Genomic DNA, 26,722 nt, shown 5'->3' on the forward strand with positions numbered 1-26,722 from the left:
AGCATCGGTTCTTTGTTTTTGGGGACGCTAATAATCCAGCTATCTTTCGGCCTTCACTTGTGTTTTGTCTTTTCAATCATGTATAATGATGTCAAGTGACTGGGTGCGGCAAATCTTTGAAAATCAAATAATGTTTGGATCGACGTCCAACGTATACAGGAGGTACTGATTTACTTGTCTAAGAAGAACAACCAAGATAAGCTGCTTATATTTGCTTTGGGCGGCGTCGGTGAAATCGGTAAGAATATGTATGTCATTCAATATGGTAATGACATTGTTGTGGTGGATTCTGGTTTGAAGTTTCCGGAAGAGGACATGCTGGGGATCGATATCGTTATCCCGGATATTACGTACTTGACCGATAATCGGGATAAAGTTAGAGGCATATTAATTACTCATGGTCATGAGGACCACATCGGCGGGCTTCCGTACGTTCTTCGTCACCTGAATGTACCAGTCTATGGAACGAAGCTGACCCTTGGTCTTATTGAAGGAAAGCTGAAGGAAGCAGGTCTGCTTGGCGAAACCAAACGGATTCTGATTAATGCGGATTCTGAAGTTCAGCTTGGTACAATCAAAGCAACATTCTTCCGTACAAATCATAGTATTCCGGACTCGGTTGGCGTATGCCTCGATACTCCGGAGGGCACGGTTGTCCACACTGGTGACTTTAAGTTCGATCATACACCGGTCAATGACCAGTATGCGGACCTTCAGCGCATGGCTGAGATCGGCAGCAGAGGTGTACTCGCCCTGCTGTCTGACAGCACAAACGCCGAACGTCCCGGCTTCACACCGTCCGAGAGTAAGATTGGCACAGAATTTGAGGATATATTCCGGAAAGCTACCCAGCGCGTGGTAGTTGCCACATTCGCTTCAAACGTACACCGGATTCAGCAGGTTATCAACGCCGCAATGGCGACCCGTCGCAAAATCGCTGTTATTGGCCGTAGTATGGTCAATGTCGTTACAATTGCTTCTGAGCTTGGTTACCTGAACATCCCTGAGGGTATGATCATTGAGCCTGAGGAAGTAGGTAAGATGGCGGCTGACCGCGTTGTAATTCTGTCGACCGGAAGCCAGGGCGAGCCGATGTCAGCACTGACTCGTATGGCTCGCTCGACTCACCGCAAGGTGGATATTTTACCTGGTGATACTGTCATTATTGCGGCTACACCGATTCCAGGCAATGAGAAATATGTGGGAAGAACTGTAGATGAGCTGTTCCGCCTTGGAGCGAATGTCATCTACGGACCGGGCTCTGTATCGGGTGTGCACGTATCAGGTCACGGCAGCCAGGAAGAATTGAAGCTGATGCTGAATCTGATCAAGCCGAAGTATTTTATTCCGATCCACGGTGAATATAGAATGTTGAGACAGCATGCCCAGCTGGGAGAAGCAGTTGGTATCGAGAGGGAGAATATCTTCCTGCTGGATAACGGGGATACGGTTGAAATTCAGGGCGGTAATGCGCGTAAAGGTAATAAAGTACAGGCCGGCAATGTCCTGATTGATGGTCTTGGTGTGGGTGATGTAGGCAATATCGTACTGCGCGACCGCAAGCTGCTCTCTCAGGATGGTATTCTGGTAGTAGTCGTAACACTCAGCAAGCAGGATGGAGCTATTATGTCCGGACCTGACATTATCTCACGCGGCTTTGTTTACGTCCGTGAGTCGGAAGGCCTGCTCGAAGAGGCCAACCGGATTGTCACTTCTACGCTTAACAAGCTGATGAGTGACAACGTGAATGAATGGGCATCTCTGAAGACGAATGTGAAGGATGCGCTGGGTCGTTTCCTTTATGAGCAGACACGCCGCCGTCCGATGATTTTGCCAATTATTATGGAAGTTTAGTTATAACCCTTAACTGTTCGAAAGATCCCGACCCGGTTCCAATAGAACAAACATTAGCAGCTTTATGGAAGCTTCTTCGGAAGTTATCCATAAAGCTGTTTTTGTTTGGTATAAAAGTCGCTCTTGATTCCATACTATGACAAGCCGCACCATCAAGGGTTAAACAGGGAGGAATTGAGATGACAACCGAACACGAAGCGTATCAGAAGTTTACAATGGAGCAGCCCGATCCAGGTACTGTTCCTATGGATCCCAATAAATTAACGAACCCGATTGTCCAGACAATTCAACAGCTGGGTCAGACATCTACACCTGCTGCCGAGTCCAACCTGTTCTGCATGACTATCATCGGCCAGGTGGAAGGCCACATGGTCCTCCCGCCGCAAAACAAAACAACCAAATACGAGCATTTGATTCCCCAGTTGGTCGCAGCAGAGCAGAATCCGAAGGTTGAAGGTATTCTGATCGTATTGAACACAGTTGGTGGTGATGTGGAAGCGGGACTGGCGATTGCGGAAATGATCTCTTCCCTAACCAAGCCTAAAATTACGCTTGTCCTTGGCGGCGGACACTCGATCGGTGTGCCTATTGCAGTAGCAGGGGATAAGTCGTTCATCGCTGAAACGGCAACCATGACCATCCATCCGATCCGTCTTAACGGTCTAGTAATTGGTGTTCCGCAAACCTTTGAGTATCTCGATAAAATGCAGGAACGGGTTGTACGGTTCGTTACTTCACACTCAAACATATCAGAGACGCGTTTCAAAGAGCTGATGTTCAAGACAGGTGAATTAACGCGTGATATCGGTACGACGGTCATTGGCTCGGATGCTGTTAGCGACGGCTTGATTGATGAAGTGGGCGGTATTGGACACGCTATCGCAGAACTTAACCGCCTTATTGACGAGCGCAGGCAAGGCCTGCTGGGGGGGACCCTGCAATGACGCTTCATACGATACTGCCCCTCGAGGTTGTACTGCAGGGCTTTCATCAGAACAACGAGCATAAGCCGACAATCGAGCTGCATTCGGGCAATATGAAGCTGGAGCTGGAGCCAGTGTACCCGGGAATCGGTAAAATTGTCCGTATTATTGAATGTCCGCTTAATCATTATCTGAGACCCGAGCTGTCTCCGGGTATGCTCTACACTTATGGTCCACAGCTAAATGGATAATCTTTTGTCATTAAGAGACAAAGTCGAATAGGAACATCTGTCCTCTTATGGTATAATCGTATACCAGAGGTGACCGATGTTGGCTAAACGTAAGAGAAAGAAGAAATCGATCGGCGCGCAGCTTAAATATGAAGTATACGGTATACTGCTTATTACCGTTTCGGTAATTGCCTTGTCGGGAGAAGCGGCTGTAGGACGCTCATTGTCCAAGCTGGCCGGCCTTCTGCTCGGCAAGTTTTATTTTGTCCTGCCGCTAATAGGAATTTATGTTGGACTCGCGGTAATGGTGAAGCGGACCTGGCCAAGCGGTTGGTCAAGCCGCAAGACAGGCATTGTCTTAACAGTGCTTGCTTTAACGCTTATGAGCGCTATATCCGAAATCGACCGGAAGCTGGCGCCCGCCGGGTTGCTGTCTAGCGGTGCGATCCTGCATCAGCTTGGGAACGACATCAGAGGCGCGCTGCTGACAACTGCAGTGCCGGGTGACAGTTCGATGCTGAATAAGGATATCAGCGGAGGATATGCAGGTGCTATCCAATATGCGCTGCTGTATGCTCTGTTCGGTTATTTTGGCGCAAAATTTATCATGATTGTGATGTTTGCTATATCCTTCATGCTGATGACCGGAAAGTCATATGTTGAGCTTGCCAGGATACTGAAGCAGCGAGGAGGCCGCATGATCAAGCTGCTGCGGTTGAAGATGAACGCAGGTACAGCCGCCTCGCAGCCGATTCAGGCCGTTTCCAAGCGAAAAGCTGGTAAAACCCCGGAAGTCCCGCTTATGGTCTTGGATGATGATGAAGTGATGGACGACGATGATGCATTTGAACCGCTTCCGGAGAGGAAGCGTAAGACATTGTTTTTTAATATGTTTCAGGGGCAGAAGAAGCCATCAGAATCAGCTGCTGATCATGCCGCAAGGGAGAACGGTGAGCCGCTGGAATTCGACGATGACCAGGACGAAGTGCCGCTATTCGGACAGCAGAAGAAGGACTGGCAGCGGGAAGAAGATGAAGCTGTACTGGCAGACACGCCGAGCTTCCCACCTATTGAAGATGGCGTTGACGGGACGGAATCCGTTCAAACAGAAGTCCTGCCATGGGAAGAGACAGGAGCACCTCAGACTCAGGAGGAACCACCGGCAGCTCACTGGCCGGACTCGCTTGCACCTCCTGTACACCTAGGAGAAGACAATGGTTCTTTGCTGGCTGACGGGGAAGACACAGCGGTTGAAGGAACGGAAATACGGTCTGATGTTTCCGCGAATCCAGTTCAAGCAGCTCACAGTGGACAAGCTTCACCAGCGTCAGCAGAATCAGATGCTCCAGCACAGCTGTCCAGACCTTATCTGCTGCCTCCGCTAGGACTTCTTGCCAAGCCGCAGCATGGCAAGTCCGGGCCGGCAGATACCTCCGATTCAAAGCGTAAGCTGGAGATGACCCTGGAGAGCTTCGGGGTTAAAGCTAAGGTGCTGGATGTCGTTCGGGGACCAGCGGTTACGCGGTATGAGGTGCAGCCCGCGACCGGCGTTAAAGTAAGCAGGATCGTCAGCCTTACCGATGACATAGCACTCGCCCTTGCAGCGAAAGACATCCGGATGGAAGCACCTATTCCAGGGAAATCCGCTATTGGAATTGAAGTGCCGAACACGGAGGTATCGATGGTTACGATGCGGGAGGTAATGGAGACGGCAGCCTTCCAACAGGCTCCAGCCAAGCTCTCCATCGCTTTCGGACGGGATATTTCCGGACAGCCGATTGTCGGCAATCTGGCAAGAATGCCGCATCTGCTCGTCGCAGGTGCAACCGGCTCGGGTAAATCCGTCTGTATTAACGGGATTATCACAAGCATCTTGTACAAGGCGGCGCCTGATGAAGTGAAGTTTTTGATGATCGATCCGAAGATGGTCGAGCTGAATGTCTATAATGGTATACCACACCTGCTCGCGCCGGTGGTAACCGATCCGCGGAGAGCTTCACTAGCGCTTAAGAAGATTGTAGTAGAGATGGAGAAGCGGTATGAGCTCTTTTCCAAGTCGAGTACACGAAACATTGAAGGCTACAATACCTTGATGAAGGACAATCCGTCAGCCGTGCTGCCATACATCGTTGTAATTGTCGATGAGCTGGCTGACCTGATGATGGTAGCGGCCGGTGATGTCGAGGATGCCATAACCCGCTTAGCCCAGATGGCAAGAGCGGCAGGCATTCATCTGATTATCGCAACCCAGCGTCCGTCTGTAGATGTCATTACCGGTGTAATCAAAGCCAATATTCCATCGAGAATTGCCTTCGGCGTCTCCTCTCAGGTAGACTCACGCACCATCCTGGATATGGTAGGCGCCGAGAAGCTTCTCGGTCGCGGAGATATGCTCTTCCTGCCTGTTGGTATGTCCAAGCCAATACGTGTACAGGGCGCCTTCCTATCCGACCAGGAGGTGGAAGCGGTTGTTAACTTCTCCCGGGAACAGGCAGAAGCGGAATACAAGGAGGACTTGGTTCCGGAGATAGAGGAAAGTGCCCAAGGCGAGCAGGATGATCTGGATGAGCTGTTTGACCAAGCCGTACAAATTGTCGTGGAAGCCAAGCAGGCCTCTGTGTCTCTGCTGCAGCGGCGCATGCGCGTCGGATATACTAGAGCAGCCAGGCTGATTGACCAGATGGAGGCGAAAGGTATAGTCGGACCGTATGAAGGAAGCAAGCCGAGAGAAGTGCTGATGTCCATCGAACAAATGCAAGCAAGCCGTATAACCTCATGAGGGAAACCTCATGAGGTTTTTTTGTTGTTGAATCGTGGAAACATCAGCGTTTTTTGCATAGGTTCAACGGCTTTACCGCATACTATGAACGATTCACAGCTACTCCATTATGCGATAGAAAGGCTGAATTAAAAGCATGAGAATTCGACTGATTATCGTAACTGCTGTCATTGTGAGCCTGCTGTTCGGCGCATTTACAATCCAGCAATTCGGCAAAAGGATGTCAAGCGAAACGTTCAGCAACGCAACTTTGCAGCTAGGCTCAAGCGGCAAGGATGTTTATGAGCTGCAGGGCAGGTTAAAATACTTGGGCTTCTATGATGGTAAAGTCGATGGCCATTTTGGCGGGAAAACACAGAATGCAGTCACCTGGTTTCAATGGCGGTTCGGATTGAAATCTGACGGAATTGTTGCGGGCAAGACCAAGCTCAAGCTGTGGGAGGCAACCAAGAACTGGCGGCCTACAGCTGATGAGCTGCCGCCTGCTGCAGGTGGTACTGGCGGTACTGGCAAGGCAGCAGGCAACCGGACTGGAGCTGCTGCCGGCGGCGGTAATAAAACTGGTGGAACAAAGCGGGCAGGTGCAAATTTAGCGCGATCAAATCATTTGGGCTTGTCAGAGAACGATATCCGGATCATGGCCAATGCAGTCTATGGCGAGGCACGCGGGGAACCGTACGAAGGACAGGTAGCTGTTGCTGCGGTTATACTGAATCGCGTAACTTCTCAAAGTTTTCCGGATACAGCATCCGGGGTGGTATTCCAGCCCCGTGCCTTTACGGCGGTGGCTGACGGGCAGATCTGGCTTACGCCTAACGAACGGGCGCGGCAAGCCGTTCAAGATGCCATCAACGGCTGGGACCCTACCGGAGGCTGTCTCTATTATTTTAACCCGGATACCGCGACCTCAGCGTGGATATGGACCCGGCCGCAGGTGAAGACAATCGGGAAACATATATTCTGCATGTAATCCTTTTTGTAAGTAAGCCTCGCACAAAAGTGAGCAGCCCGCCCGCTACAGGAGCGGGTTGCTTCTTGCATTTACGATAGGTTAGAATGAACGTAACCACTGAGTTGGAAGGGTTTGTATTTAGATGATCAGATGCGAAAGGGAGCTGAGGGCGTGACTAAAGCTAGTATGGAACGGGGACAATTGAACCGGATCAGACTCCATGTGATACCGACCAAACGGTTCAAAACATTCGCCATTGCGTTATACGCCGGTGTGCCGCTAGCGGAATCTTCCGTTACGAATGCGGCACTCATCCCTTTCGTGCTTAGACGGGGAACGGCTTCTACACCGGAAACGAAAGCTTTTCGTGAACGATTGGATGATATGTACGGAGCAGGCTTTGGTTTTGATGTCTTGAAGCGCGGGGACTCCCAAATCGTACAGCTTCGTATGGATGTTATACATGACAGGTTTGTATCTTCTGATGAATCGCTGCTTGCAGCATCGCTGCGCTTTCTGGGTGAGGTCGTCACGGACCCTGCCCTTGACAATGGCGCTTTTAGAACCAAGTATGTGGAAGCGGAGAAGAACACCCTGAAGAAGAAGCTGGAGTCAATCATTAACGATAAAATCCGCTATGCTGCCGAACGCTGCCTGGAAGAGATGTGCGAAGGCGAGCCTTACCGTCTGAATGCACTGGGTAAAATTGAGGATTTAGAAAGCATAACACCGGAATCGCTGTATGCGTATTATCGGGAATGGCTGCAGCATGCAACCTTTGATTTGTATGTATGCGGGGATACTTCGCTTGATGAAGTGAAGGCTCTTGTCGGGGAATCATTTAGTATGCCAGCTGGCGCTCCGAGCATCTACGGAATGCCTAAGACCCGTTATGAAACAAAAGAGCGGAAGACGGTTATCGAGCGCATGGAGGTTGGCCAGGGTAAGCTGAATCTGGGCCTTCGGGCGAATGTGGGCTACAGCGATCCAGATTATCCCGCAGCCTTGATGTACAACGGAATACTCGGCGGCTATCCACACTCCAAGCTATTCCTGAATGTTCGTGAAAAAGCGAGCCTCGCTTATTATGCCGCCTCCCGATTTGATGGCCATAAAGGTTTGTTGACTGTGCAGTCTGGAATCGAAATCGATAACTATGAACGTGCAACAGATATTATTAAAGAACAACTGGCGTCGATGGAGAATGGTGATATTAATGAGCTGGAAATGTCGCAGACCAAGGCGATGATTGCCAACCATCTTCGCGAGCTGCAGGACTCGGCCTTTGAGATCATATCGTTTGATTTCAATTCTGTATTGTCAGGCAAGCAAAGAACGGCTGCCGGTCTGCTTGAAGCGGTAGAGGCCGTAACGAAAGATGATATTGTACGTGTCGCCAAGCAGGTGAAGCTGGATACGATATATTTCCTGCGCGACGAGAAGGAGGCATAAGCGGTGGAAGCGATTGTGTATCCTGCTGTCCAGGAAACGGTTTATTATGAGAAGCTGCCTAATGGTCTTGAAGTATATGTGCTTCCCAAGGAGGGCTTCCAGAAAACATATGCTACCTTTTCGACGAAGTACGGGTCGGTCGATAATCATTTTGCGATAGGAGACGGCGAATTCACGAAGGTGCCTGACGGTATTGCACATTTTCTGGAGCATAAGATGTTTGAGGAGCCGGAAGGCGACATTTTTGCTACCTTCGCATCCCAGGGAGCTTCTGCAAATGCGTTTACTAGCTTTGACCGGACCGTGTACTTATTCTCCGCCACCCAGAAGATTGAAGAAAACTTGAACACGCTGCTTGATTTTGTCCAGCATCCCTATTTTACTGACGAGAATGTAGAGAAGGAGAAAGGCATCATTGAGCAGGAAATTAATATGTACCGGGACAATCCGGATTGGCGGGTTTATTTTGGCCTGATCGACGCTATGTACCACAAGCATCCGGTTCATATTGATATTGCGGGCACAGCAGAGTCCATCGGGGAAATCACAAAGGAAACGCTATACCGCTGTTATGAAACCTTCTATCATCCAACCAATATGATTCTCTTCATCGTTGGCGGGGTGAAGGCGGAAGATGTGATGAGGCTGGTCAGGGACAATCAGGCTAAGAAGACGTTCGCCGAGCAGGGGGAAATCAAGCGGAAGTTCGACGAGGAACCTGCCGCTGTAAAAAATGCAAACGCAGTTATTACACTGCCGGTTTCGCTGCCTAAATGTCTGTTCGGATTCAAGGAAAAGGAGCTGCCTAAGACAGCGGACGAACTCATACGGAAGGATATCAGCACCAAGCTGATGCTGGAGTCTATCATGGGTTCAAGCTCATCGCTGTATCAGGAGCTGTACGATGATAATTTGATATCGGATTCCTTTGGCAGCGAGTACAATGCTAGTCTTGATTACTGTTTCTCGGTTATGGGCGGAGATACCCGTGACCCGGATGAACTGTTGAAGCGTATTCGTACATCGGTTGATGCTCTCAAGGAGAAGGGGATCGAGCAGGAAGCATTCGAGCGTACGAAGCGCAAGCGTGTCGGCGGGTATTTGAGAATGCTGAATTCCCCTGAAGCAATAGCCAATGAATTTACCCGCTACCGGTTCCGGGATGCGGATTTGTTCAAGCTGCTCAGCGTCTACGAGTCGATCGGGATAGAAGAGATTAACAGCCGGCTTCAAGAGCATTTTGACTGGTCGCAGATGGCGGTTTCGATTGTGAGGAAGGAGCAAGCTTAGCAACTATGAAACCATTGAAAGAAATGACAGTGCTCGTGACCGGGGGTAGCAAGGGAATCGGGGCTGCCATTGCCAGCCGGTTTGCGGCTGAGAGCATGAATGTCGTGATCCATTATCTGAATTCGCATGAAGCTGCGAATGAAACGGCGCGCAAATGTATGCGTTCGGGCGCTAATGTGATGACGATTTCCGCAGATATCCGCTCCCGAGAACAGCTTCTTCGCATGAAGGATAAACTGGAGCAGCGGGGAATGATACCTGATATCGTGGTTAACAATGCGGGCATATCGCATTTTGGCATGTTATCCGATGTAACAGAGGATACGTGGGACGACGTAATGGCCGTTAACTTGAAGGGAATGTTCTTGTGTACACAGATGTTTATGCCGGCGATGGTGCGCCAGCGCTATGGCAGAATCATCAACGTTTCTTCCATATGGGGAATGTCTGGCGCTTCTTGTGAAGTGCTGTACTCAACCACCAAGGGCGGCATGAATGCTTTTACGAAAGCGTTGGCGAAGGAGCTTGCACCTTCGGGTGTTACGGTGAACGCGGTAGCCCCTGGTGCGGTAGATACAATGATGCTCGACAATCTGGAGCAGGCTGATAAGACGGCCCTGCAGGAAGAGATTCCTGCAGGGCGGTTTGCCCAGCCAGATGAGATTGCCTCGCTTGTCTATTTTCTTTCGCTGCCCGAGTCCAGTTACATAACCGGTCAGATTATTAGTCCGAACGGCGGATGGCTAACCTGATTGCAACAGACAGGAAGCGCAGTTAAAACTTATCCATGTCCTTATTCGTCGAATAATTAGTGCTTGTAAGGCCAAACTAGAACTGTTGATCAGTCCTTTATTGTACCAGTAAACCCGAGGAGGATGAGGAACATGACAACCGTTCTGACAAAGTTTGATCACTGGAAGGAATTTCTCGGTGAGCGCGTGCAAGCGGCCAAGCGGATTGGTTTGACAGAAGAGACAATTACGAAGCTTGCCTTCGAGATCGGTCAATTTCTGGATGAGAAGGTTGACCCCAAGAATGATGAAGAACGTGTACTGAAAGAGCTGTGGGATGTCGGCGACGAGTCTGACCGCAAGACGATCGCCAAGCTGATGGTAAAGCTGTCGGAGAACAACGCCTAATCTCCCTTGTCTGCAGAAGAGCCTCCCGGTTTAGGGGGCTTTTCTGCAATCTTTTGCAGGCCATTTTATATTTAACGGGCGGAATAATTAATTTAATTACGAAGTATGGCGAAAAATGTAGAAAATAATGCTATACTTAAGGAAGTCTTTAACTTTTATTCGCAGACGGAAATCTACTATTATAATTCACCTATGGGGTGCGGGCATGGAAGATAAGCAGTGGTACATGGAGTACAAAATACATAAGAACCGGCCAGGCCTTTTGGGCGATATTGCCTCGCTGCTCGGTATGCTTGAAGTCAACATTATGACCATTAACGGGGTAGAGGACCGCACACGCGGCATGCTTCTGCAGACCGATGACAGCGAGAAAATTGAACTTCTCGGCAAAATGCTGAAGAAAGTTGACAACATTACAGTTAATGCTCTCCGGCCACCGAAGCTGGTTGATATTTTAGCGGTGCGGCATGGCCGATATATTGAACGTGATTCAGATGACCGCAAAACTTTTCGTTTTACAAGGGACGAACTTGGTTTGCTGGTTGACTTTTTGGGTGAATTGTTTAAAAGAGAAGGCAACCAGGTGGTTGGACTTCGCGGGATGCCGCGGGTGGGTAAAACAGAATCCATCATAGCAGGGAGCGTGTGCTCCAACAAACGTTGGGCGTTTGTTTCTTCAACCCTTCTTAGACAAACTGTCCGCAGCCAGCTTTCGGAAGAGGAAATGAACCCGAACAACATCTTTATTATTGACGGCATAGTAAGCACCATACGCTCGAACGAAAAGCATTTTACACTGCTGCAGGAAATTATGGCGATGCCGGCTACGAAAGTAATTGAGCACCCAGATATTTTTATCAAGGAATCTCACTATGACTATGGCGTGTTCGATTGTATTATCGAGCTGCGCAACACGCCGGATGAAGAAATTACGTATGAGACGTTTACGTCCAACTATAACGATCTATAATGACAGAAGGGGGTGAGCGTATGTCAGAACTAGGCAATCTCCTGAAGAAGGCCCGCGAAGAGAAAGGGTATTCCCTAGAGGATATCCAGGACCTGACGAAGATCAGGAAGCGTTATCTCGAAGCGATAGAGGAAGGGAATTATTCCGTACTGCCTGGGAATTTTTATGTGCGAGCTTTTGTGAAAAACTATGCGGAAACTGTCGGTCTTGATGCGGACGAAGTGCTCTCTATGTATCAGCAGGAGATCCCGTCAAAGGCATCAGAGCCAATCCCGGAACAGCCAATTATACAAAAGAGGCGTTCCGCTCGTTCCTCTGACCGTTTCAGCAAGTGGGGCTTCCGCATTATGATGTGGTCCTTTCTGATTCTGATCGCAGCGGTGGTTTATAAGTTTGCCGCAAATTCACCAGAGGATCAGGGCAATCGGATTGTGGATGACTCCAAAATAACAGACCGTGCTGAAGCTCCAGATCCCGCTTCCGAGGATCCGGCAAAGGACACTGGCAGCGGGAACACCGGTACGGATAGCAATCAGACGGCCGATGATATTCCGGCAGACAGTACGGGCACCACGGACGAACAGACTGAGATCGAACCTGAAGAGGAAGCGGCCACAACCATTACTTTCGTCGAGAGTGTCGGCAATTCTACTGACAAGATGGCCTTAAGCACAGGCGGTGTCCATAAGTATGAAATTTCTGTCACAGGTGAAGGGAACAAGAGCTGGGTGGAGCTCCGCAAGAATAACCGGACTGGTGAGAAGCTTGTATTTGAGACCATTACCGGGCCTAATACCGTAACACGCGAGGTTGAAGGAACGGTATATATAAGTATCGGTAATACGACCAGTGTGGAAGTGAAAATCGACGGCTCGCCGCTTGATCTTGGGGATAAGGTCACCAAGCGCTTTATTATAGAGCCTGCTGCCGGTGCAGCTGAATAGGATTGTGAATAGGATGGACCGCTTGCGGGAATGATGATGGACGACACCATTTCATGACAAGCGGGAGGTACAGCATATGACTGTCAGTTGGATAGTTGCCGGTCTTGGCGTTGTCGTCAGCCTTTTGGGCTGGTACATGTCACCGAGTGCCTGGGGATACGGCATTCTCGGATTTGGCCTTGCACATATCGTGCTCGGTGTCCTGGATATGTTCCGGAATCCGGTACGCGCTCGTTAAATCATGTTCTGCTTTCAGCAAAGGCTCTCTCAGGAGGGCCTTTTGTGCTGCCTTAAATTTGCATCCGCCCGGCAAAATCATGTATAATTTTGGGCATAAGAACATATGTACCGCTGAAGGAGCTGTTGAATTTGAGTTCGGAAAATTCCTTTGATATTGTGTCCAAGGTGGATATGCAGGAGCTTAGCAATGCCGTGCAGCAGGCGGAGCGGGAAATTGAGACCCGCTTTGACTTTAAAGGCAGCAAGAGCAGCATCGCACTAGAGAATGAAGAGCTTGTTGTCGTCTCGGACGATGACTATAAGCTGAAGAGTGTGATTGATATTCTACAGGGAAAGATGGTAAAGCGCGGCGTCCCGATCAAGAACCTGGAGTATGGCAAAATCGAGCCGGCTTCCGCGGGAACAGTCCGGCAGCGGATTAAGCTAAAGCAGGGAATCGAGCAGGATGCAGCAAAGAAAATCAATATTTTGATCCGTGATTCCAAGCTGAAAGTGAAAAGCCAAACCCAAGGCGACCAAATCCGTGTGACTGGCAAGAGCCGTGATGACCTGCAAGCGGTGATGCAGCTTCTGCGCGGTGAGGATCTTGGAATTGAGCTCCAGTTCACCAATTACCGCTAACCTGCAACCCTCCCGAAATACCGTATCGCATACGGCCGGGAGGGCTTTTTGCTTTTTTGACACGCAAATCAACCATGTATTATACTTGTCTAGAACGTTTAGGGGATTAGATTTGGGGGACTTCAACAATGACAGAAAGAGTGAAAGTGGTCACGCTTGGCTGTGAGAAAAATCTGGTCGATTCGGAGATCATGTCGGGGCTCATTCATCAGCGAGGCTATCAGCTGGTTGATACGCCCGAGGATGCCACGGTAATCATTGTGAATACATGCGGCTTCATAGATGCTGCCAAAGAGGAATCCGTTAATACGATTCTGGATATGGCGGATTTGAAGGAAACCGGAAGGCTTAAAGCGCTCATTGTATCCGGCTGTCTGACCCAACGCTATAAGAAGCAGTTAATGGAAGAGATGCCGGAGATCGACGGTATCGTTGGCACCGGTGATTTTCATGATATTACAACAATTGTGGATGAAGCGCTTCGCGGGAAGAAGCCCGTCCGGGTTGGCAATCCAGCTTTTGATTATGACCGGGATCTTCCGCGCCAGGTAACGACCCCGCGTTATACGGCTTATGTCAAAATTGCCGAGGGCTGTGACAATGCCTGTACGTTCTGCAGCATCCCGATTATGAGGGGCAAATTTAAGAGCCGCTCGATTGAATCAATACTCGGGGAAGTTCGGCAGCTTGCTGCTCAAGGGGTTAAGGAAATCAGCCTGATTGCTCAGGATTCCACCAATTATGGCACGGATCTGTACGATCGTTTTATGCTGCCAGAACTGCTGAACCGCGTAAGTGAGGTTGAAGGGATAGCGTGGGTACGCCTTCATTATGCATACCCCGGGTTCTTTACGGATGAATTGATTGATACCATTGCTGACAACCCTAAGATTTGTAAATATATTGATATGCCGCTTCAGCACAGTGAAGACAGGGTTCTCAAGCGGATGCGGCGGCCAGGACGCCAGCGGGACGTGCGTGAGCTGGTCGCCAAAATCCGGGCCCGGATACCGGAGGCAGCCATCCGTACGTCCATTATCGTGGGCTTCCCGGGTGAAACGGAAGAAGAGTTTAATGCTTTATGTGATTTTGTGCGTGAGCTCAAGTTTGACCGCTTGGGTGTGTTCACATACTCTTGCGAGGAGGATACACCTGCTTCAAGGCTGCCCGACCAGGTTCCCGATGAAGTGAAGGAATGGCGTGCCAATACGCTAATGGAAATTCAGCGCGATGTATCTAAGGATCTCGGCAGCAAATACATCGGTAGAGAAATTGAAGTGCTGGTTGAGCGCTATGACGGTCGCAGTGATGTGTTTATTGGCCGTTCTCCTTATGATGCGCCGGAAATCGACGGGGAAGTTTTTATATCGGGCTGTAGACCCGAGATCGGAGCCATTCAGAAGGTCCGGATTACGCATGCTTATGAGTTTGATCTCTCCGGGGAGGGAATTGCGTGAACCTTGCCAACCGTATAACGCTTGCACGCATATTCCTGGTGCCAATCATCATGTTTTTCCTGCTTGTGAATTTGAATCTGGGGCGGCTCTCGGTGGGTGATTTCTCGATCTCGTATACCCAGATCGTGGCTACCCTTATCTTCATTATTGCTGCAAGCACAGACGGGTTGGATGGTTATATTGCCCGCAAGAACAAGCAGGTGACAAACCTCGGCAAATTGCTAGATCCGCTTGCTGATAAGCTGCTTGTTGCAGCTGTACTCATATCCCTTGTCGAAATGGATAAGCTCGAAGCCTGGATTGCCATCGTGATTATCAGCCGGGAGTTTGCGGTAACAGGGCTGAGGCAAGTAGCGCTGCTTGAGGGCTCCGTTATGGCAGCAAGCAAATGGGGCAAGTGGAAAACAGCGGTGCAGATCACGATGATCATTGCCCTGCTGCTTAATAATTTTCCTTTCGCGTTTTACGGTATACCATTTGACAGAATTGCGACCTGGGCTGCCGCATTAATTACGGTCTATTCCGGGATTGACTACTTTGTCAAAAATAAAAATGTTATCCCGCTGCGGTGAGCAGCGGGAACCATCTCCAATCGGAAGCCCGTTAACGGTGCAGCATGCCGTTGGGTCATCTTGACATCATTCCTGGCGGAATGATGTTTTTTATCGGCTGCAGGCTGGATGGACGATCTAATACATAACAGGAGGGTCAGGATGAAAGCAGAAATAATCGCCGTAGGTACGGAGCTGCTGCTCGGCCAAATCGTGAATACGAATGCCCAGTATCTGTCCCAGGGACTAGCGAATCTGGGTATCGATGTTTATTATCAGACAGTAGTAGGTGACAATGCTTCCAGACTGCAGCAGGCCGTTGAAACGGCACGCTCCAGAGCGGATTTACTGATTTTCACCGGCGGCCTCGGTCCTACTCAGGATGATCTCACCAAGGATGCGCTTGCCGAAATGCTGGGCAGGCAGCTGGTCATGCATGAGCCGTCGATGGCCAAGATTGAGAAGCTCTTTTCCTCCCGAGGCATGCATATGGTTGAGAGCAACCGCCGGCAGGCGCTTATGGTTGAAGGAGCAGAGGCGCTGGATAACGAGACTGGCCTTGCTGTTGGAAACGCGCTGACAGTTGACGACAAGCACTACCTGCTGCTGCCAGGACCGCCCCGGGAGATGAAACCAATGTTTGACGGCCCGGCAACGGATTGGCTGCGTCGAATCAGCGGGAATGCGAATGCTTTATACTCGCGGATTCTACGCTTCTCGGGTATAGGCGAATCCTCGCTTGAGGCTGCTCTGCTGCCCTTAATTGAAGGACAAACCGATCCTACCATCGCTCCTTACGCGAAGGAGGGAGAGGTTGCAATAAGACTGTCGACCAAAGGCAGCAATGAGGCGGAGGCGTATGCCCGGATTGATAGTATGGTGAAGCAGATCGAGGCCCTGGTCGGACAATATCTGTATGCCAAAGAAGATATACCGATCGAACAGGCCGTCATTAATCAGCTTCGTAATGCTGCCAAGACCGTTGCGACAGCAGAGAGCTGTACAGGCGGCCTGCTGGCCGAGCTTCTTACAAGCGTTGTAGGCAGCAGCGGAGCGTTTGGCGGTGGTGTCATCACGTATACTAACGAGATGAAGCATACGCTTCTGGGGATACCGCTGAGCCAGCTGGAAGGTGAAGGGGCACCGGGAGCAATTAGTGAATCGACGGCAGCTCTGATGGCGGAGCGGGTCATGGAGACAGCTGGAGCAGATTACGGGGTGTCAATTACAGGCGTGGCGGGTCCTTCTAGCTCGGAGGGCAAGCCGGTTGGACTGGTGTATGTGGCGATCGCTGCCAAGGGGCTTAACACGGAAGTCCATGAACTGCAGCTTAGCGGCAACAGGAGCGCTATCCGGCTGCGGGCAGTCAAGAGCGCGCTGTTCCGATTGTGGAAGAGAATGAGTGCAATTTGACGAAAATGTGAACGGCATTGTAAAAATATAGCGAACGGGCTATAATCATATTCAGATGACGGAAGAACCGTAGCGAAGATTACTTTGCTGCGGTTTTTATTTTTTTACGGGAGGAAAATTGGATAAAGAATCAAGCAGAGGTAGCTGCTCAGAAAAAAAAGCGAATGTATGTTCGAAAAAATGCTTGGCAAGGACCTAAAAATGAGGTATGATTTAAATATCACGGAATAAGGATGTGAGTGTGTTGTCTGATCGTCGCGCTGCATTGGAGATGGCATTACGCCAGATAGAGAAGCAATTCGGTAAAGGTTCCATAATGAAATTAGGCGAGCACGCCGGTATGCAGGTTGAAACGGTGCCGAGCGGATCGCTCGCTTTAGATATTGCCCTTGGTATTGGTGGTTTGCCAAGAGGCCGCATTGTAGAAGTATACGGACCGGAATCCTCCGGTAAAACGACAGTGGCGCTTCATGCCATTGCGGAAGTGCAGCGTGTGGGCGGACAAGCCGCATTCATTGATGCCGAGCATGCTCTTGATCCTCTTTACGCAAGCAAGCTGGGCGTTAACATTGATGAATTGCTGCTTTCTCAGCCCGATACGGGCGAGCAGGCTCTTGAGATCGCTGAGGCACTGGTGCGCAGCGGTGCAGTCGACATTATCGTAATTGACTCCGTGGCTGCTCTCGTGCCGAAAGCCGAGATTGAAGGTGAGATGGGTGATTCCCATGTTGGCTTGCAGGCACGCCTGATGTCTCAGGCGCTTCGCAAGCTGTCAGGCGCCATCAGCAAGTCCAAGACAATCGCTATCTTCATCAACCAGCTTCGTGAGAAGGTAGGCGTGATGTTCGGTAATCCGGAGACGACACCGGGCGGCCGTGCATTGAAGTTCTACTCTAGTGTGAGACTGGAAGTAAGACGTGTCGAGACGATTAAGCAGGGGAACGATATGGTCGGTAACCGTACTCGTATTAAGGTTGTGAAGAATAAGGTGGCTCCACCGTTCAAGCAGGCTGAGATCGACATTATGTACGGCGAAGGCATTTCTCGTGAAGGAAGTCTTGTCGATATCGGTACGGACTTGGATATCGTTCAGAAGAGTGGTGCCTGGTTCTCCTTCAATGGTGAACGTCTTGGTCAAGGACGCGAGAATGCGAAGCAGTATCTGAAGGATCATCCAGAGGTTGCTGAAGTTATTGACCGCCAAATCCGTGAAGCTCACAACCTGACAGGAAGTGTGGTCACGGTTACGGAAACACAGGATGATGAAGAAGAACTGGAAGAAGAATTTGAAGGACTCGTATAATCCGTTATTATTTAGGAAGCAAGGCACCTTTACGGAGGTGCCTTGTTTTGGCATGAGGGGGAGTTAGTCTCGGTTAGTTATCACTAAGGAAAGGTTCTTGGAACTACGCCGGGAAGGCTGACAGGAAGGAGTCAATCGTGTCCATGCAGATAGAAACACAAGATGGAATGTTCCAGATTGCCTCTGTCTCCCAGCTGCGCAAGCAGAAGGGACGGTATGCTATTTATAAGGAGGGGACAGAGGAGCCGGTGCTGTCTGTCCACGAGGATATTATAATTAAATACCGGCTGCTGAAGGGGGCTTGGGTGAAGGAATCGGATCTGCCGCTTATTAGAGCGGAGGATGACCGTCACAGAGCCTATTCGCTTGCGGTATCCTATCTGGGTACCAAGCCGAGGACAAGGAAGGAGATAGAACGGTATCTCGCGCGTAAGGAGCTAGAACCGGATACCATAGCTCTGATCGCTGACCGTCTGGAGGCCGAGCGGATCGTGGATGATGCGGATTATGCGGTTCAGTTCGCCAGGCAGCGGGCACGCAGCCAAGGCAAAGGCAGGCTGAGGATCAAGCAGGAGCTTCTGCAGCGCGGTATCAGCCGGACCCAGGCAGCAGATGCCGTTGAGGCACTTGATCCGGGGACTGAGCTGAAGGCGGCTGTTAAGGCTGCAGCTAAGAAATGGCCCTATATGAAAGGGGAATTCCGGGAACGGAAAATGAAGCTGTCGCAATTTCTGATGCGCCGGGGCTACACAGGGGAGACAGTCAGGAAGGCCATACAGGAGGTTATCCGTGAATCAGATGAGCAGGATGAAACGGATTGGCTTGACAATTGAATTTGTGAACGGATAAAATAACTCTGTATTCCTTTCTTTTTTGAATCGATTTTCCTTCCAAAAATTGATTCAGATCGATTATTTTCGACTAAGCTGCAAACAATCGGTATGGAAACCGGCTGGAAAACCTAATATTATCCAATGCTTTAGCCTTGGTGCAACGAGGAGGTGAGAAAGATGCTAGAAATCTGGATCCCGATCGTTCTCGTTGTTGGCGCGATTTTCTTTGGGGTAGGTTATTATGTTCGAAAGTCGATTGCCGAAGCCAAAATTTCCAGTGCGGAAGAAGCCGCCGGGCATATTGTAGAAAACGCCAAAAAAGAAGCGGACGCACTGAAAAAAGAAACGGTGCTCGAAGCAAAAGATGAAGTCCATAAACTCCGTACCGAAGCAGAGAAGGATATCCGTGAACGTCGTAATGAAATTCAACGTTTGGAAAGACGGCTGCTGCAGAAAGAGGAGTCGCTGGATCGAAAGCTTGAAGCGCTAGAACGCAAAGAAGAGCAGGTAGCCAACAAAGAGAAACGGATCGAGGAAACGCAGGAACAGATCGACTCGATTTATAAAAAACAAACAACCGAGCTGGAGAGGATCTCCAACTTGACGATGGAGGATGCTAGACAAATCATTCTCACAAACGTCGAGCAGGAAGTACGTCATGAGACAGCTCAAATGATTAAAGAAATTGAGCAGCAGGCGAAGGAAGAGGCCGATAAGAAAGCGCGGGATATTATCTCGCTGGCTATCCAGCGCTGCGCGGCTGATCATGTGGCGGAGACCACAGTATCTGTCGTATCACTGCCTAACGAAGAGATGAAAGGCCGGATTATCGGCCGTGAAGGACGTAACATCCGAGCACTCGAAACATTGACCGGTATCGATCTCATTATTGACGATACGCCGGAAGCGGTCATATTATCGGGATTTGATCCGATTCGCCGGGAGATTGCGCGTACATCCCTCGAGAAACTTGTGGCGGATGGACGAATTCATCCGGCACGTATCGAAGAGATGGTCGAGAAATCCCGTAAAGAAATCGATGAACGGATTCGTGAGTACGGTGAACAGGCAACCTTCGAGGTTGGCGTTCATGGTCTGCATCCGGATCTAATCAAAATTCTCGGCAGGCTGAAGTACCGGACAAGCTATGGACAGAATGTGCTTAAGCACTCGATGGAAGTGGCTTATCTGACCGGACTTATGGCAGCTGAGCTTGGTGAGGATATTACACTGGCAAGAAGAGCCGGTTTGCTGCATGATATCGGCAAAGCGCTTGATCATGAAGTCGAAGGATCACATGTTGAGATCGGTGTCGAGCTTGCGAAGAAGTACAAGGAGCATCCGGTCGTCATTAACAGTATCGCATCTCATCATGGCGATTGTGAGGCCACTTCGGTCATTGCAATGCTCGTGGGAGCGGCTGACGCTCTGTCGGCAGCACGTCCGGGAGCCCGCAGGGAAACGCTCGAAACCTATATCAAGCGTCTGGAGAAGCTTGAGGGTATTACAGAATCGTTCGAAGGTGTTGAGAAATCGTACGCTATCCAGGCTGGACGCGAAGTGCGCGTTATGGTCCAGCCAGATAAGATCGATGATACAGAAGCCTTCCGGCTGGCACGCGATATAACGAAGAAAATCGAGAATGAACTTGATTATCCGGGACATATTAAAGTTACGGTTATTCGTGAGACGCGGGCGGTCGAATACGCCAAATAAAAACGGTCCGATAAGGACACACCGAAAAGTGGCTGGTTTCCAGCCACTTTTCGGTGTATTAGAAAGAGGTTCGGTTATGAAAGTGTTGTTTGTAGGTGATATCGTCGGGAACACGGGACGAAGCGCATTGAAGCAGGTGCTTCCTGCCCTGCGAAGCAAATATAACCCTCATATTATTATCGTGAATGGGGAAAATGCGGCTGCCGGACGGGGTATAACGGGAGCTATTGCACGAGAGTTTTTTGAGTGGGGCGTGCACGGTATTACGATGGGGAACCATACATGGGATAATAAGGACATCTTTGAGTGGATTGATGATGAACCCCGCCTGGTTCGTCCGGCGAATTTTCCGCCAGGGGCACCAGGGCAGGGCAGCGCCTTAATCAAGGCTAACGGTAAATCGCTGGGCATCATCAACCTGCAGGGCAGAACGTTCCTTCCGCCGATAGATTGTCCGTTCCGGGCGGCTGATGAGCTGATCGCGGATCTGAAGGAGAAGACACCTTGTATTCTTGTTGATTTTCATGCAGAGGCTACCTCGGAGAAAATTGCAATGGGCTGGTATCTTGATGGCCGGGCATCAATTGTTGTCGGAACCCATACGCATGTGCAGACGAATGACGACACCATTCTTCCGAATGGCACAGCTTATCTGACAGATTGCGGTATGGTAGGCTCGAAGGAAGGTGTGCTCGGAATGGAGCGTACGGCTGTTGAGCACAGGTTCCTCACCCAGCTTCCTGTGCGTTTTGTGGTGGATGAGGGAAAATGGCATTTCCATGCCTTAATTGCTGATCTGGATGAGCAGACGGGCCGGGCGAATTCCATTACGAAGATCCGGCTTACTGAAGATGAGTGGCTGCTCATGTAGCCTGATGTTAACGAAGACAGCTAGAACAGGCCAGCCGTGAAGGCTGGCTTTTTACATGCGATTCAACGAGCAGGTCATTCTGCAGATCGGAACATCTTACTTAAACAGCCCTGAAGTGTCGCACAATTCCGAAGAGTTTGCGAATTACCTCCTCAGGAAGCAGGAATTTTTTATCTGCCCGCGAATATGATTGAGTAATGGGTCCCAACCATCATTCCCGAGGAGGTACTTTACATGGAAGTATTAAAAGTTTCAGCAAAGTCCAACCCAAATTCTGTTGCCGGTGCGCTGGCAGGAGTGCTGCGCGAACGTGGAGCTGCAGAGTTACAGGCCATCGGGGCTGGTGCGTTAAACCAGGCGATTAAAGCAGTCGCAATTGCACGGGGATTTGTGGCGCCGAGTGGTGTGGATTTGATCTGCATTCCAGCGTTTACGGATATAGTGATTGACGGAGAAGACCGTACAGCGATCAAGCTGATTGTGGAGCCCAGATAACAGCCGTATAATAGTCAAAGGGCCTGTTTACGCCAAGTAAGCAGGTTTTTTTGCGCTTCAGTAAAGCTGCAGTGGCTGTAAGATATAGCATTTATGAGACGTTGTTTGCAGGAAAGGTGAGTGATGAAATGAAGCAGGGGATGATCGATTTTCATTGTGATGTGCTTGCCAAGCTCTTAACCGGCGAAGCTGCCGGGTTTAAAGGTCCCGTTTCCGCTGGTCTTGATGTTACCTGGGAGCGTCTTCAGCAGGCTGATGCTCTGCTTCAAACCTTTGCCGTATATATTCCCGAGCAGCTCGATTACAGTGTTCAGAACCTGCTGAGAGCTGTTGATCATTTTTATCAACAAGTATTAACCTGTCCGGAGATCATGTTCGTGCGCTCCACCGAAGAGCTTCGTGCCTGCGCTCAGGCTGGCCGGACTGGTGCTGTGCTGGCTATTGAGGGAGCGGAATCGCTCCAGGGAGATTTGGCGCTGCTCAGAGTCCTGTACCAGCTGGGTGTCAGGTCACTGGGACTCACATGGAATCATGCCAACTGGGCGGCTGACGGCATTATGGAGCCAAGGGGCGGAGGGCTGACCGGCAGGGGCAAGGAGCTGGTGCGCGCATGTAATGAGCTTGGCATACTGATCGATGTTTCTCATCTGTCTGAACGTTCGTTCTGGGACACAATTGAACTTACCGGAAGGCCGGTCATCGCTTCTCATTCCAATGTCAGGTCAGTATGCAGCCATCCGCGTAACTTGACTGATGATCAAATAAGAGCCATTATTATGCAGGGCGGGTTAATAGGCCTGACTTATGTTCCATGGTTTGTGAAGAGTGAAGGTTCAGCAAGAGCTTCTGATCTATTCAGCCACATTGACTATATATGTAAGCTGGGCGGTGCGGATAACATCATGTTCGGTTCAGACTTTGACGGATTCGGACAGCATATTGCCGGCCTGGCTAACCCCGGTGACATACCGGCTTTTATAGATGAACTAGAGAAGCGTTACGGTAAGGAACTGACACATAGGTGGGTTCAAGGTAATGCGTTTCGATTCTTGGCTGAAAATCTGCCCGAGCATTGACCGTGCTGTGAGAAGTTCCCGGCAAGGCTGCGGCAGCAGGCTCCGTTCTCGTTTTGATATGAATTCAATCGAAAAGAACTATGTTTGAAACGGTGATAAATGTATTGAAATTTGTGCCCCTAAGTCATAAAATTTATTTGACCTTTGAAAAAAATAATTTATATGTCGATAAGTGTCATAGAGACACGTTAACAAAAAGAGGAGTTGGGCATTTTGATCAGTCAATTGTCTTGGAAGATCGGGGGACAGCAGGGGGAAGGCGTTGAAAGTACAGACCGTATTTTTTCGACTGCCCTTAACCGCTTGGGCTATTATCTTTATGGATACCGTCATTTCTCCTCGCGGATTAAAGGCGGGCACACGAACAACAAAATCCGGATCAGCACAACACCCATGCGTGCGATATCGGATGATCTCGATATTCTAGTAGCGTTCGACCAGGAAACGATTGACTTGAATGCTCATGAGCTGCGCGGAGGCGGAGTTATTGTGGCGGATGCCAAATTTAACCCGACCGTTCCTGAAGATGTGAATGCCCGCCTGTTCGCAGTGCCCATCACTTCCATTGCAGAAGATCTTGGTACGTCACTAATGAAAAACATGGTGGCCTCCGGAGCTTCCTGGGCACTTCTGGGTCTTCCGATTGAGGTGTTCAACAAAGCGGTGGAGGAAGAGTTTGGGCGCAAGGGCCCTGCTATCGTAGAGAAGAACATTGAGGCGGTAAAGCGGGGTGCCGAGTTTGTACTGGAGCAGGCTGGCGGCCCTCTAGAGGATTTCAGGCTGGGACCGGCAGACGGCAAGCAGAAGCTCTTCATTATCGGCAATGAGGCAATCGGCCTCGGCGCAATTGCCGGCGGATGCCGGCTTATGTCTGCTTACCCGATCACGCCTGCATCCGAGATCATGGAGTATCTGATCAAGAAGCTGCCAAAGTTCGGCGGCACGGTCGTTCAGACCGAGGATGAAATTGCAGCCGTTACAATGGCGATTGGCGCCAACTACGCAGGCGTCCGGACAATGACCGCCTCTGCGGGTCCAGGCCTTTCGCTCATGATGGAGGCCATCGGCCTCTCAGGCATGACGGAACAGCCTCTCGTGATTGTCGATACGCAGCGGGGAGGCCCTTCTACAGGTCTTCCTACCAAGCAGGAGCAGTCAGACCTGAATGCCATGGTTTACGGAACACATGGAGAAATTCCCAAAGTTGTCATTGCGCCGGCTTCAATTGAAGATTGCTTCTATGATACGATTGAAGCGTTCAATATTTCCGAGGAATATCAAGTCCCCGTCATTGTCATGACAGATCTGCAGCTGTCGCTAGGCAAACAGTCCTGTGAAGTGTTTGATTACAGCACAGTGGAGATTCGCCGCGGTAAATTAGTTCAGGATGCACCCGCTGAAGATAATGCAGAGCTTTTCAAGCGCTTTGAGTTCACAGAAGACGGTATTTCGCCACGTGTCCTTCCTGGCGTTAAAGGCGGTCTGCATCACGTAACAGGCGTTGAGCATGATGAGGTTGGCCGTCCGTCCGAAAGTGCCGTTAACCGGGTGAAGATGATGGATAAGCGCCTTAACAAGCTGAACAATCTGCAGATTAGGGATGCGATCCGGGTGGATGCGCCTCACCAGTCTCCAGAGCTGCTGATCATTGGAATGGGCTCGACAGGCGGTACCATTGATGAGGCAAGAGAGCGGCTGGCGGCGGATGGTGTAACGAGCAATCATGTGACAGTTCGCCAGATCCATCCTTTCCCGGCAGCTCAGCTTGCGCCGTATGTTAACCAAGCGAAGAAAGTCATCGTTGTAGAGAACAATGCAACTGCCCAATTGGCTGCACAGGTTAAGCTGCATGTCGGCTATGGCGATAAAATTAAGAGCCTGCTTAAGTATGACGGCAATCCGTTCCTTCCTGCCGAAGTATACAAAGCTTGTAAGGAGATGAACTAACGATGGCTACTTTCAAAGAGTTCCGCAACAATGTAAAGCCGAACTGGTGCCCTGGCTGCGGGGACTTCTCCGTGCAAGCAGCGATTCAGCGTGCAGCCGCCAATGTCGGACTTGAACCGGAAAGCCTGGCCGTTATCTCGGGGATCGGCTGCTCAGGCCGTATATCCGGCTATATTAACGCTTACGGCTTCCATGGCATTCACGGGCGGGCGCTTCCGATCGCTCAAGGCGTTAAGCTGGCTAACCGCGAGCTCACCGTAATCGCATCTGGCGGCGACGGCGACGGCTTTGCAATCGGTATGGGACATACGGTTCATGCGATCCGCCGTAACCTGGATATGACGTACATCGTCATGGATAACCAGATTTACGGTCTGACCAAAGGACAAACCTCACCGCGCAGCGCCGAAGGCTTCAAAACCAAGTCTACACCGGAGGGCTCGATTGAATCGACGCTTTCCCCGCTTGAGATTGCCTTGTCTGCTGGCGCTACCTTCGTCGCTCAATCCTTCTCCAGCGATCTGAAGCAGCTGACGAGCATGATTGAGCAGGGGCTGCAGCACAAAGGCTTCTCGTTAATCAACGTATTCAGCCCTTGTGTTACCTTCAACAAGGTGAACACTTACGACTGGTTCAAGGAGCATGTTATTAATCTGGAGCAATTCCCGGATTACGATCCAAGCAACCGAGTTGCGGCAATGAACAAAATCATGGAAACAAATGGTATGCTGACAGGCCTTATTTATCAGAACAAGGAACGTAAGCCTTACGAGGATATGATCTCCGGTTTCAGTACTGACGGGCTGCACAAGCAGGATCTGGCGCTTTCTCCCGAACAATTTGACAAATTGGTGGCAGAATTCAAGTAAAAGATTCTTTTTCGGCATACGACCCATTTGGTCGTATGCCTTTTCATGCATGGGGTAATAGTGATGGTAGGATCATTCATTCCAAACAATTAAGCAAAACTGAAAGGATGTTGAATTTATCATGAAACAAGTACCAGTAGGAGTATCCGCGCGTCATATTCATCTGTCACAGGAGCATGTAGAGAAGCTGTTCGGAGCAGGCTATCAGCTGACAGAGATGAAGCCGTTATCGCAGCCGGGCCAATATGCAGCCAATGAAACAGTAGAAGTTATCGGTACCAAAGGCAGCTTCCCGAAGGTCCGTATTTTGGGTCCTGCACGCAGCCGTACGCAGCTGGAGATTTCCCGTACCGATGCCTTCTCGATTGGTGTTAACCCTCCGGTGCGCGAGTCCGGTAACATTGCGGGCACACCTGGCATTACGATCAAAGGCCCTGCAGGCGAAGTGACGATTGAGGAAGGCGTCATCGTGGCAGCCCGCCATATTCACTTCCATACCTCAGACGCTGAGAAATGGAACATCGCGGACAAGCAGCTTCTGAAGGTGCGTCTTGACGGAGAGCGCGGCATGGTGCTTGAAAATGTGGTCGCTCGCGTATCACCTGACTTTGCGCTTGATATGCATATTGACACAGATGAGGCTAACGCCGCTGGCGCCAAAACAGGCGACATGGCGGAGATTGTCGAGTAACCAGGTCACAGCCTGCCGTCAAATACAAGCCATACGTTTAGCTTGACGGTAGCCCGTGCGGTCATTTCATGCTATAATTTGATACAATGTGGGCAGGAACAAGCGG

25 protein-coding genes are annotated in these 26,722 nt (G+C 50.2%); all 25 read left to right on the plus strand.

What is annotated here, in order from left to right:
• Positions 1–174: 174 nt before the first annotated feature.
• The 25 genes from L1N82_RS02000 to L1N82_RS02120 all read left to right on the plus strand — a co-directional run bounded on the left by L1N82_RS02000 (position 175) and on the right by L1N82_RS02120 (position 26,616).
• Positions 175–1,854 carry a ribonuclease J gene (locus tag L1N82_RS02000; RefSeq protein ID WP_235285665.1) on the plus strand — a complete coding sequence of 560 codons (1,680 nt, stop codon included), beginning with the start codon at positions 175–177 and terminating at the stop codon, positions 1,852–1,854.
• Positions 1,855–2,099: 245 nt separating this feature from the next.
• Positions 2,100–2,798 carry a ClpP family protease gene (locus L1N82_RS02005; protein WP_328284424.1) on the plus strand — a complete coding sequence of 233 codons (699 nt, stop codon included), beginning with the start codon at positions 2,100–2,102 and terminating at the stop codon, positions 2,796–2,798.
• The gene (locus L1N82_RS02010; RefSeq protein ID WP_235285666.1) at positions 2,795–3,028 is read left to right on the plus strand and encodes a YlzJ-like family protein; all 234 of its coding nucleotides are present in this window, start codon (positions 2,795–2,797) and stop codon (positions 3,026–3,028) included. Before L1N82_RS02005 ends, L1N82_RS02010 begins: the two co-directional genes overlap by 4 nt.
• Positions 3,029–3,104: 76 nt before the next feature.
• Complete coding sequence (locus L1N82_RS02015) at positions 3,105–5,786, plus strand: DNA translocase FtsK (protein WP_235285667.1); 2,682 nt, start codon at positions 3,105–3,107, stop codon at positions 5,784–5,786.
• A gap of 136 nt (positions 5,787–5,922) precedes the next feature.
• On the plus strand, positions 5,923–6,756 hold the full coding sequence (gene sleB, locus L1N82_RS02020) for a spore cortex-lytic enzyme (RefSeq protein WP_235285668.1): 834 nt from the start codon (positions 5,923–5,925) through the stop codon (positions 6,754–6,756).
• A 153-nt stretch (positions 6,757–6,909) separates the two neighbouring features.
• The gene (gene yfmF / locus L1N82_RS02025) at positions 6,910–8,190 is read left to right on the plus strand and encodes an EF-P 5-aminopentanol modification-associated protein YfmF (RefSeq protein WP_407946666.1); all 1,281 of its coding nucleotides are present in this window, start codon (positions 6,910–6,912) and stop codon (positions 8,188–8,190) included.
• 3 nt (positions 8,191–8,193) lie between these two features.
• Positions 8,194–9,480: an EF-P 5-aminopentanol modification-associated protein YfmH gene (gene yfmH, locus L1N82_RS02030; RefSeq protein ID WP_235285670.1), complete on the plus strand. Its 1,287-nt coding sequence runs from the start codon at positions 8,194–8,196 to the stop codon at positions 9,478–9,480.
• Between the two features lie 5 nt (positions 9,481–9,485).
• A complete protein-coding gene (gene ymfI, locus L1N82_RS02035) occupies positions 9,486–10,232 on the plus strand; it encodes an elongation factor P 5-aminopentanone reductase (RefSeq protein ID WP_235285671.1) in 747 nt (248 codons plus the stop codon).
• Between the two features lie 132 nt (positions 10,233–10,364).
• Positions 10,365–10,619: a DUF3243 domain-containing protein gene (locus L1N82_RS02040; protein WP_111149052.1), complete on the plus strand. Its 255-nt coding sequence runs from the start codon at positions 10,365–10,367 to the stop codon at positions 10,617–10,619.
• A 205-nt stretch (positions 10,620–10,824) separates the two neighbouring features.
• Positions 10,825–11,589, plus strand: coding sequence for a DUF3388 domain-containing protein (locus L1N82_RS02045; RefSeq protein WP_235285672.1), 765 nt, complete (start codon positions 10,825–10,827; stop codon positions 11,587–11,589).
• Positions 11,590–11,609: 20 nt separating this feature from the next.
• Complete coding sequence (locus tag L1N82_RS02050; protein ID WP_235285673.1) at positions 11,610–12,533, plus strand: RodZ domain-containing protein; 924 nt, start codon at positions 11,610–11,612, stop codon at positions 12,531–12,533.
• Positions 12,534–12,609: 76 nt separating this feature from the next.
• On the plus strand, positions 12,610–12,771 hold the full coding sequence (locus tag L1N82_RS02055) for a DUF4175 domain-containing protein (protein ID WP_146241121.1): 162 nt from the start codon (positions 12,610–12,612) through the stop codon (positions 12,769–12,771).
• 131 nt (positions 12,772–12,902) lie between these two features.
• Positions 12,903–13,394, plus strand: coding sequence for a YajQ family cyclic di-GMP-binding protein (locus L1N82_RS02060; protein WP_235285674.1), 492 nt, complete (start codon positions 12,903–12,905; stop codon positions 13,392–13,394).
• Between the two features lie 128 nt (positions 13,395–13,522).
• Entirely contained in the window at positions 13,523–14,851 is a 1,329-nt protein-coding gene (gene rimO / locus L1N82_RS02065) for a 30S ribosomal protein S12 methylthiotransferase RimO (RefSeq protein ID WP_235285675.1), read from the plus strand.
• Positions 14,848–15,423: a CDP-diacylglycerol--glycerol-3-phosphate 3-phosphatidyltransferase gene (pgsA, locus tag L1N82_RS02070; protein WP_235285676.1), complete on the plus strand. Its 576-nt coding sequence runs from the start codon at positions 14,848–14,850 to the stop codon at positions 15,421–15,423. The genes rimO and pgsA overlap by 4 nt, the downstream gene beginning before the upstream one ends.
• A gap of 141 nt (positions 15,424–15,564) precedes the next feature.
• On the plus strand, positions 15,565–16,815 hold the full coding sequence (locus L1N82_RS02075; protein ID WP_235285677.1) for a competence/damage-inducible protein A: 1,251 nt from the start codon (positions 15,565–15,567) through the stop codon (positions 16,813–16,815).
• 244 nt (positions 16,816–17,059) lie between these two features.
• Complete coding sequence (gene recA, locus L1N82_RS02080; protein WP_328284413.1) at positions 17,060–18,118, plus strand: recombinase RecA; 1,059 nt, start codon at positions 17,060–17,062, stop codon at positions 18,116–18,118.
• 143 nt (positions 18,119–18,261) lie between these two features.
• Positions 18,262–18,951 (plus strand): RecX family transcriptional regulator, encoded by a 690-nt coding sequence (locus L1N82_RS02085; RefSeq protein WP_235285678.1) that lies wholly within the window; start codon positions 18,262–18,264, stop codon positions 18,949–18,951.
• 177 nt (positions 18,952–19,128) lie between these two features.
• Positions 19,129–20,667, plus strand: coding sequence for a ribonuclease Y (rny, locus tag L1N82_RS02090; RefSeq protein ID WP_235285679.1), 1,539 nt, complete (start codon positions 19,129–19,131; stop codon positions 20,665–20,667).
• A 76-nt stretch (positions 20,668–20,743) separates the two neighbouring features.
• On the plus strand, positions 20,744–21,538 hold the full coding sequence (locus tag L1N82_RS02095; protein WP_235285680.1) for a TIGR00282 family metallophosphoesterase: 795 nt from the start codon (positions 20,744–20,746) through the stop codon (positions 21,536–21,538).
• A 234-nt stretch (positions 21,539–21,772) separates the two neighbouring features.
• A complete protein-coding gene (locus L1N82_RS02100; RefSeq protein WP_006286829.1) occupies positions 21,773–22,033 on the plus strand; it encodes a stage V sporulation protein S in 261 nt (86 codons plus the stop codon).
• A gap of 128 nt (positions 22,034–22,161) precedes the next feature.
• The gene (locus tag L1N82_RS02105; RefSeq protein ID WP_235285681.1) at positions 22,162–23,109 is read left to right on the plus strand and encodes a dipeptidase; all 948 of its coding nucleotides are present in this window, start codon (positions 22,162–22,164) and stop codon (positions 23,107–23,109) included.
• A 213-nt stretch (positions 23,110–23,322) separates the two neighbouring features.
• Positions 23,323–25,056 (plus strand): 2-oxoacid:acceptor oxidoreductase subunit alpha, encoded by a 1,734-nt coding sequence (locus tag L1N82_RS02110; RefSeq protein WP_235285682.1) that lies wholly within the window; start codon positions 23,323–23,325, stop codon positions 25,054–25,056.
• Positions 25,057–25,058: 2 nt separating this feature from the next.
• Complete coding sequence (locus L1N82_RS02115) at positions 25,059–25,925, plus strand: 2-oxoacid:ferredoxin oxidoreductase subunit beta (RefSeq protein ID WP_235285683.1); 867 nt, start codon at positions 25,059–25,061, stop codon at positions 25,923–25,925.
• A gap of 118 nt (positions 25,926–26,043) precedes the next feature.
• Complete coding sequence (locus tag L1N82_RS02120) at positions 26,044–26,616, plus strand: phosphate propanoyltransferase (protein WP_235286140.1); 573 nt, start codon at positions 26,044–26,046, stop codon at positions 26,614–26,616.
• Positions 26,617–26,722: the final 106 nt, after the last annotated feature.

This window comes from Paenibacillus tarimensis (assembly GCF_021532315.1).
Classification (GTDB): domain Bacteria; phylum Bacillota; class Bacilli; order Paenibacillales; family Paenibacillaceae; genus Paenibacillus_I; species Paenibacillus_I tarimensis.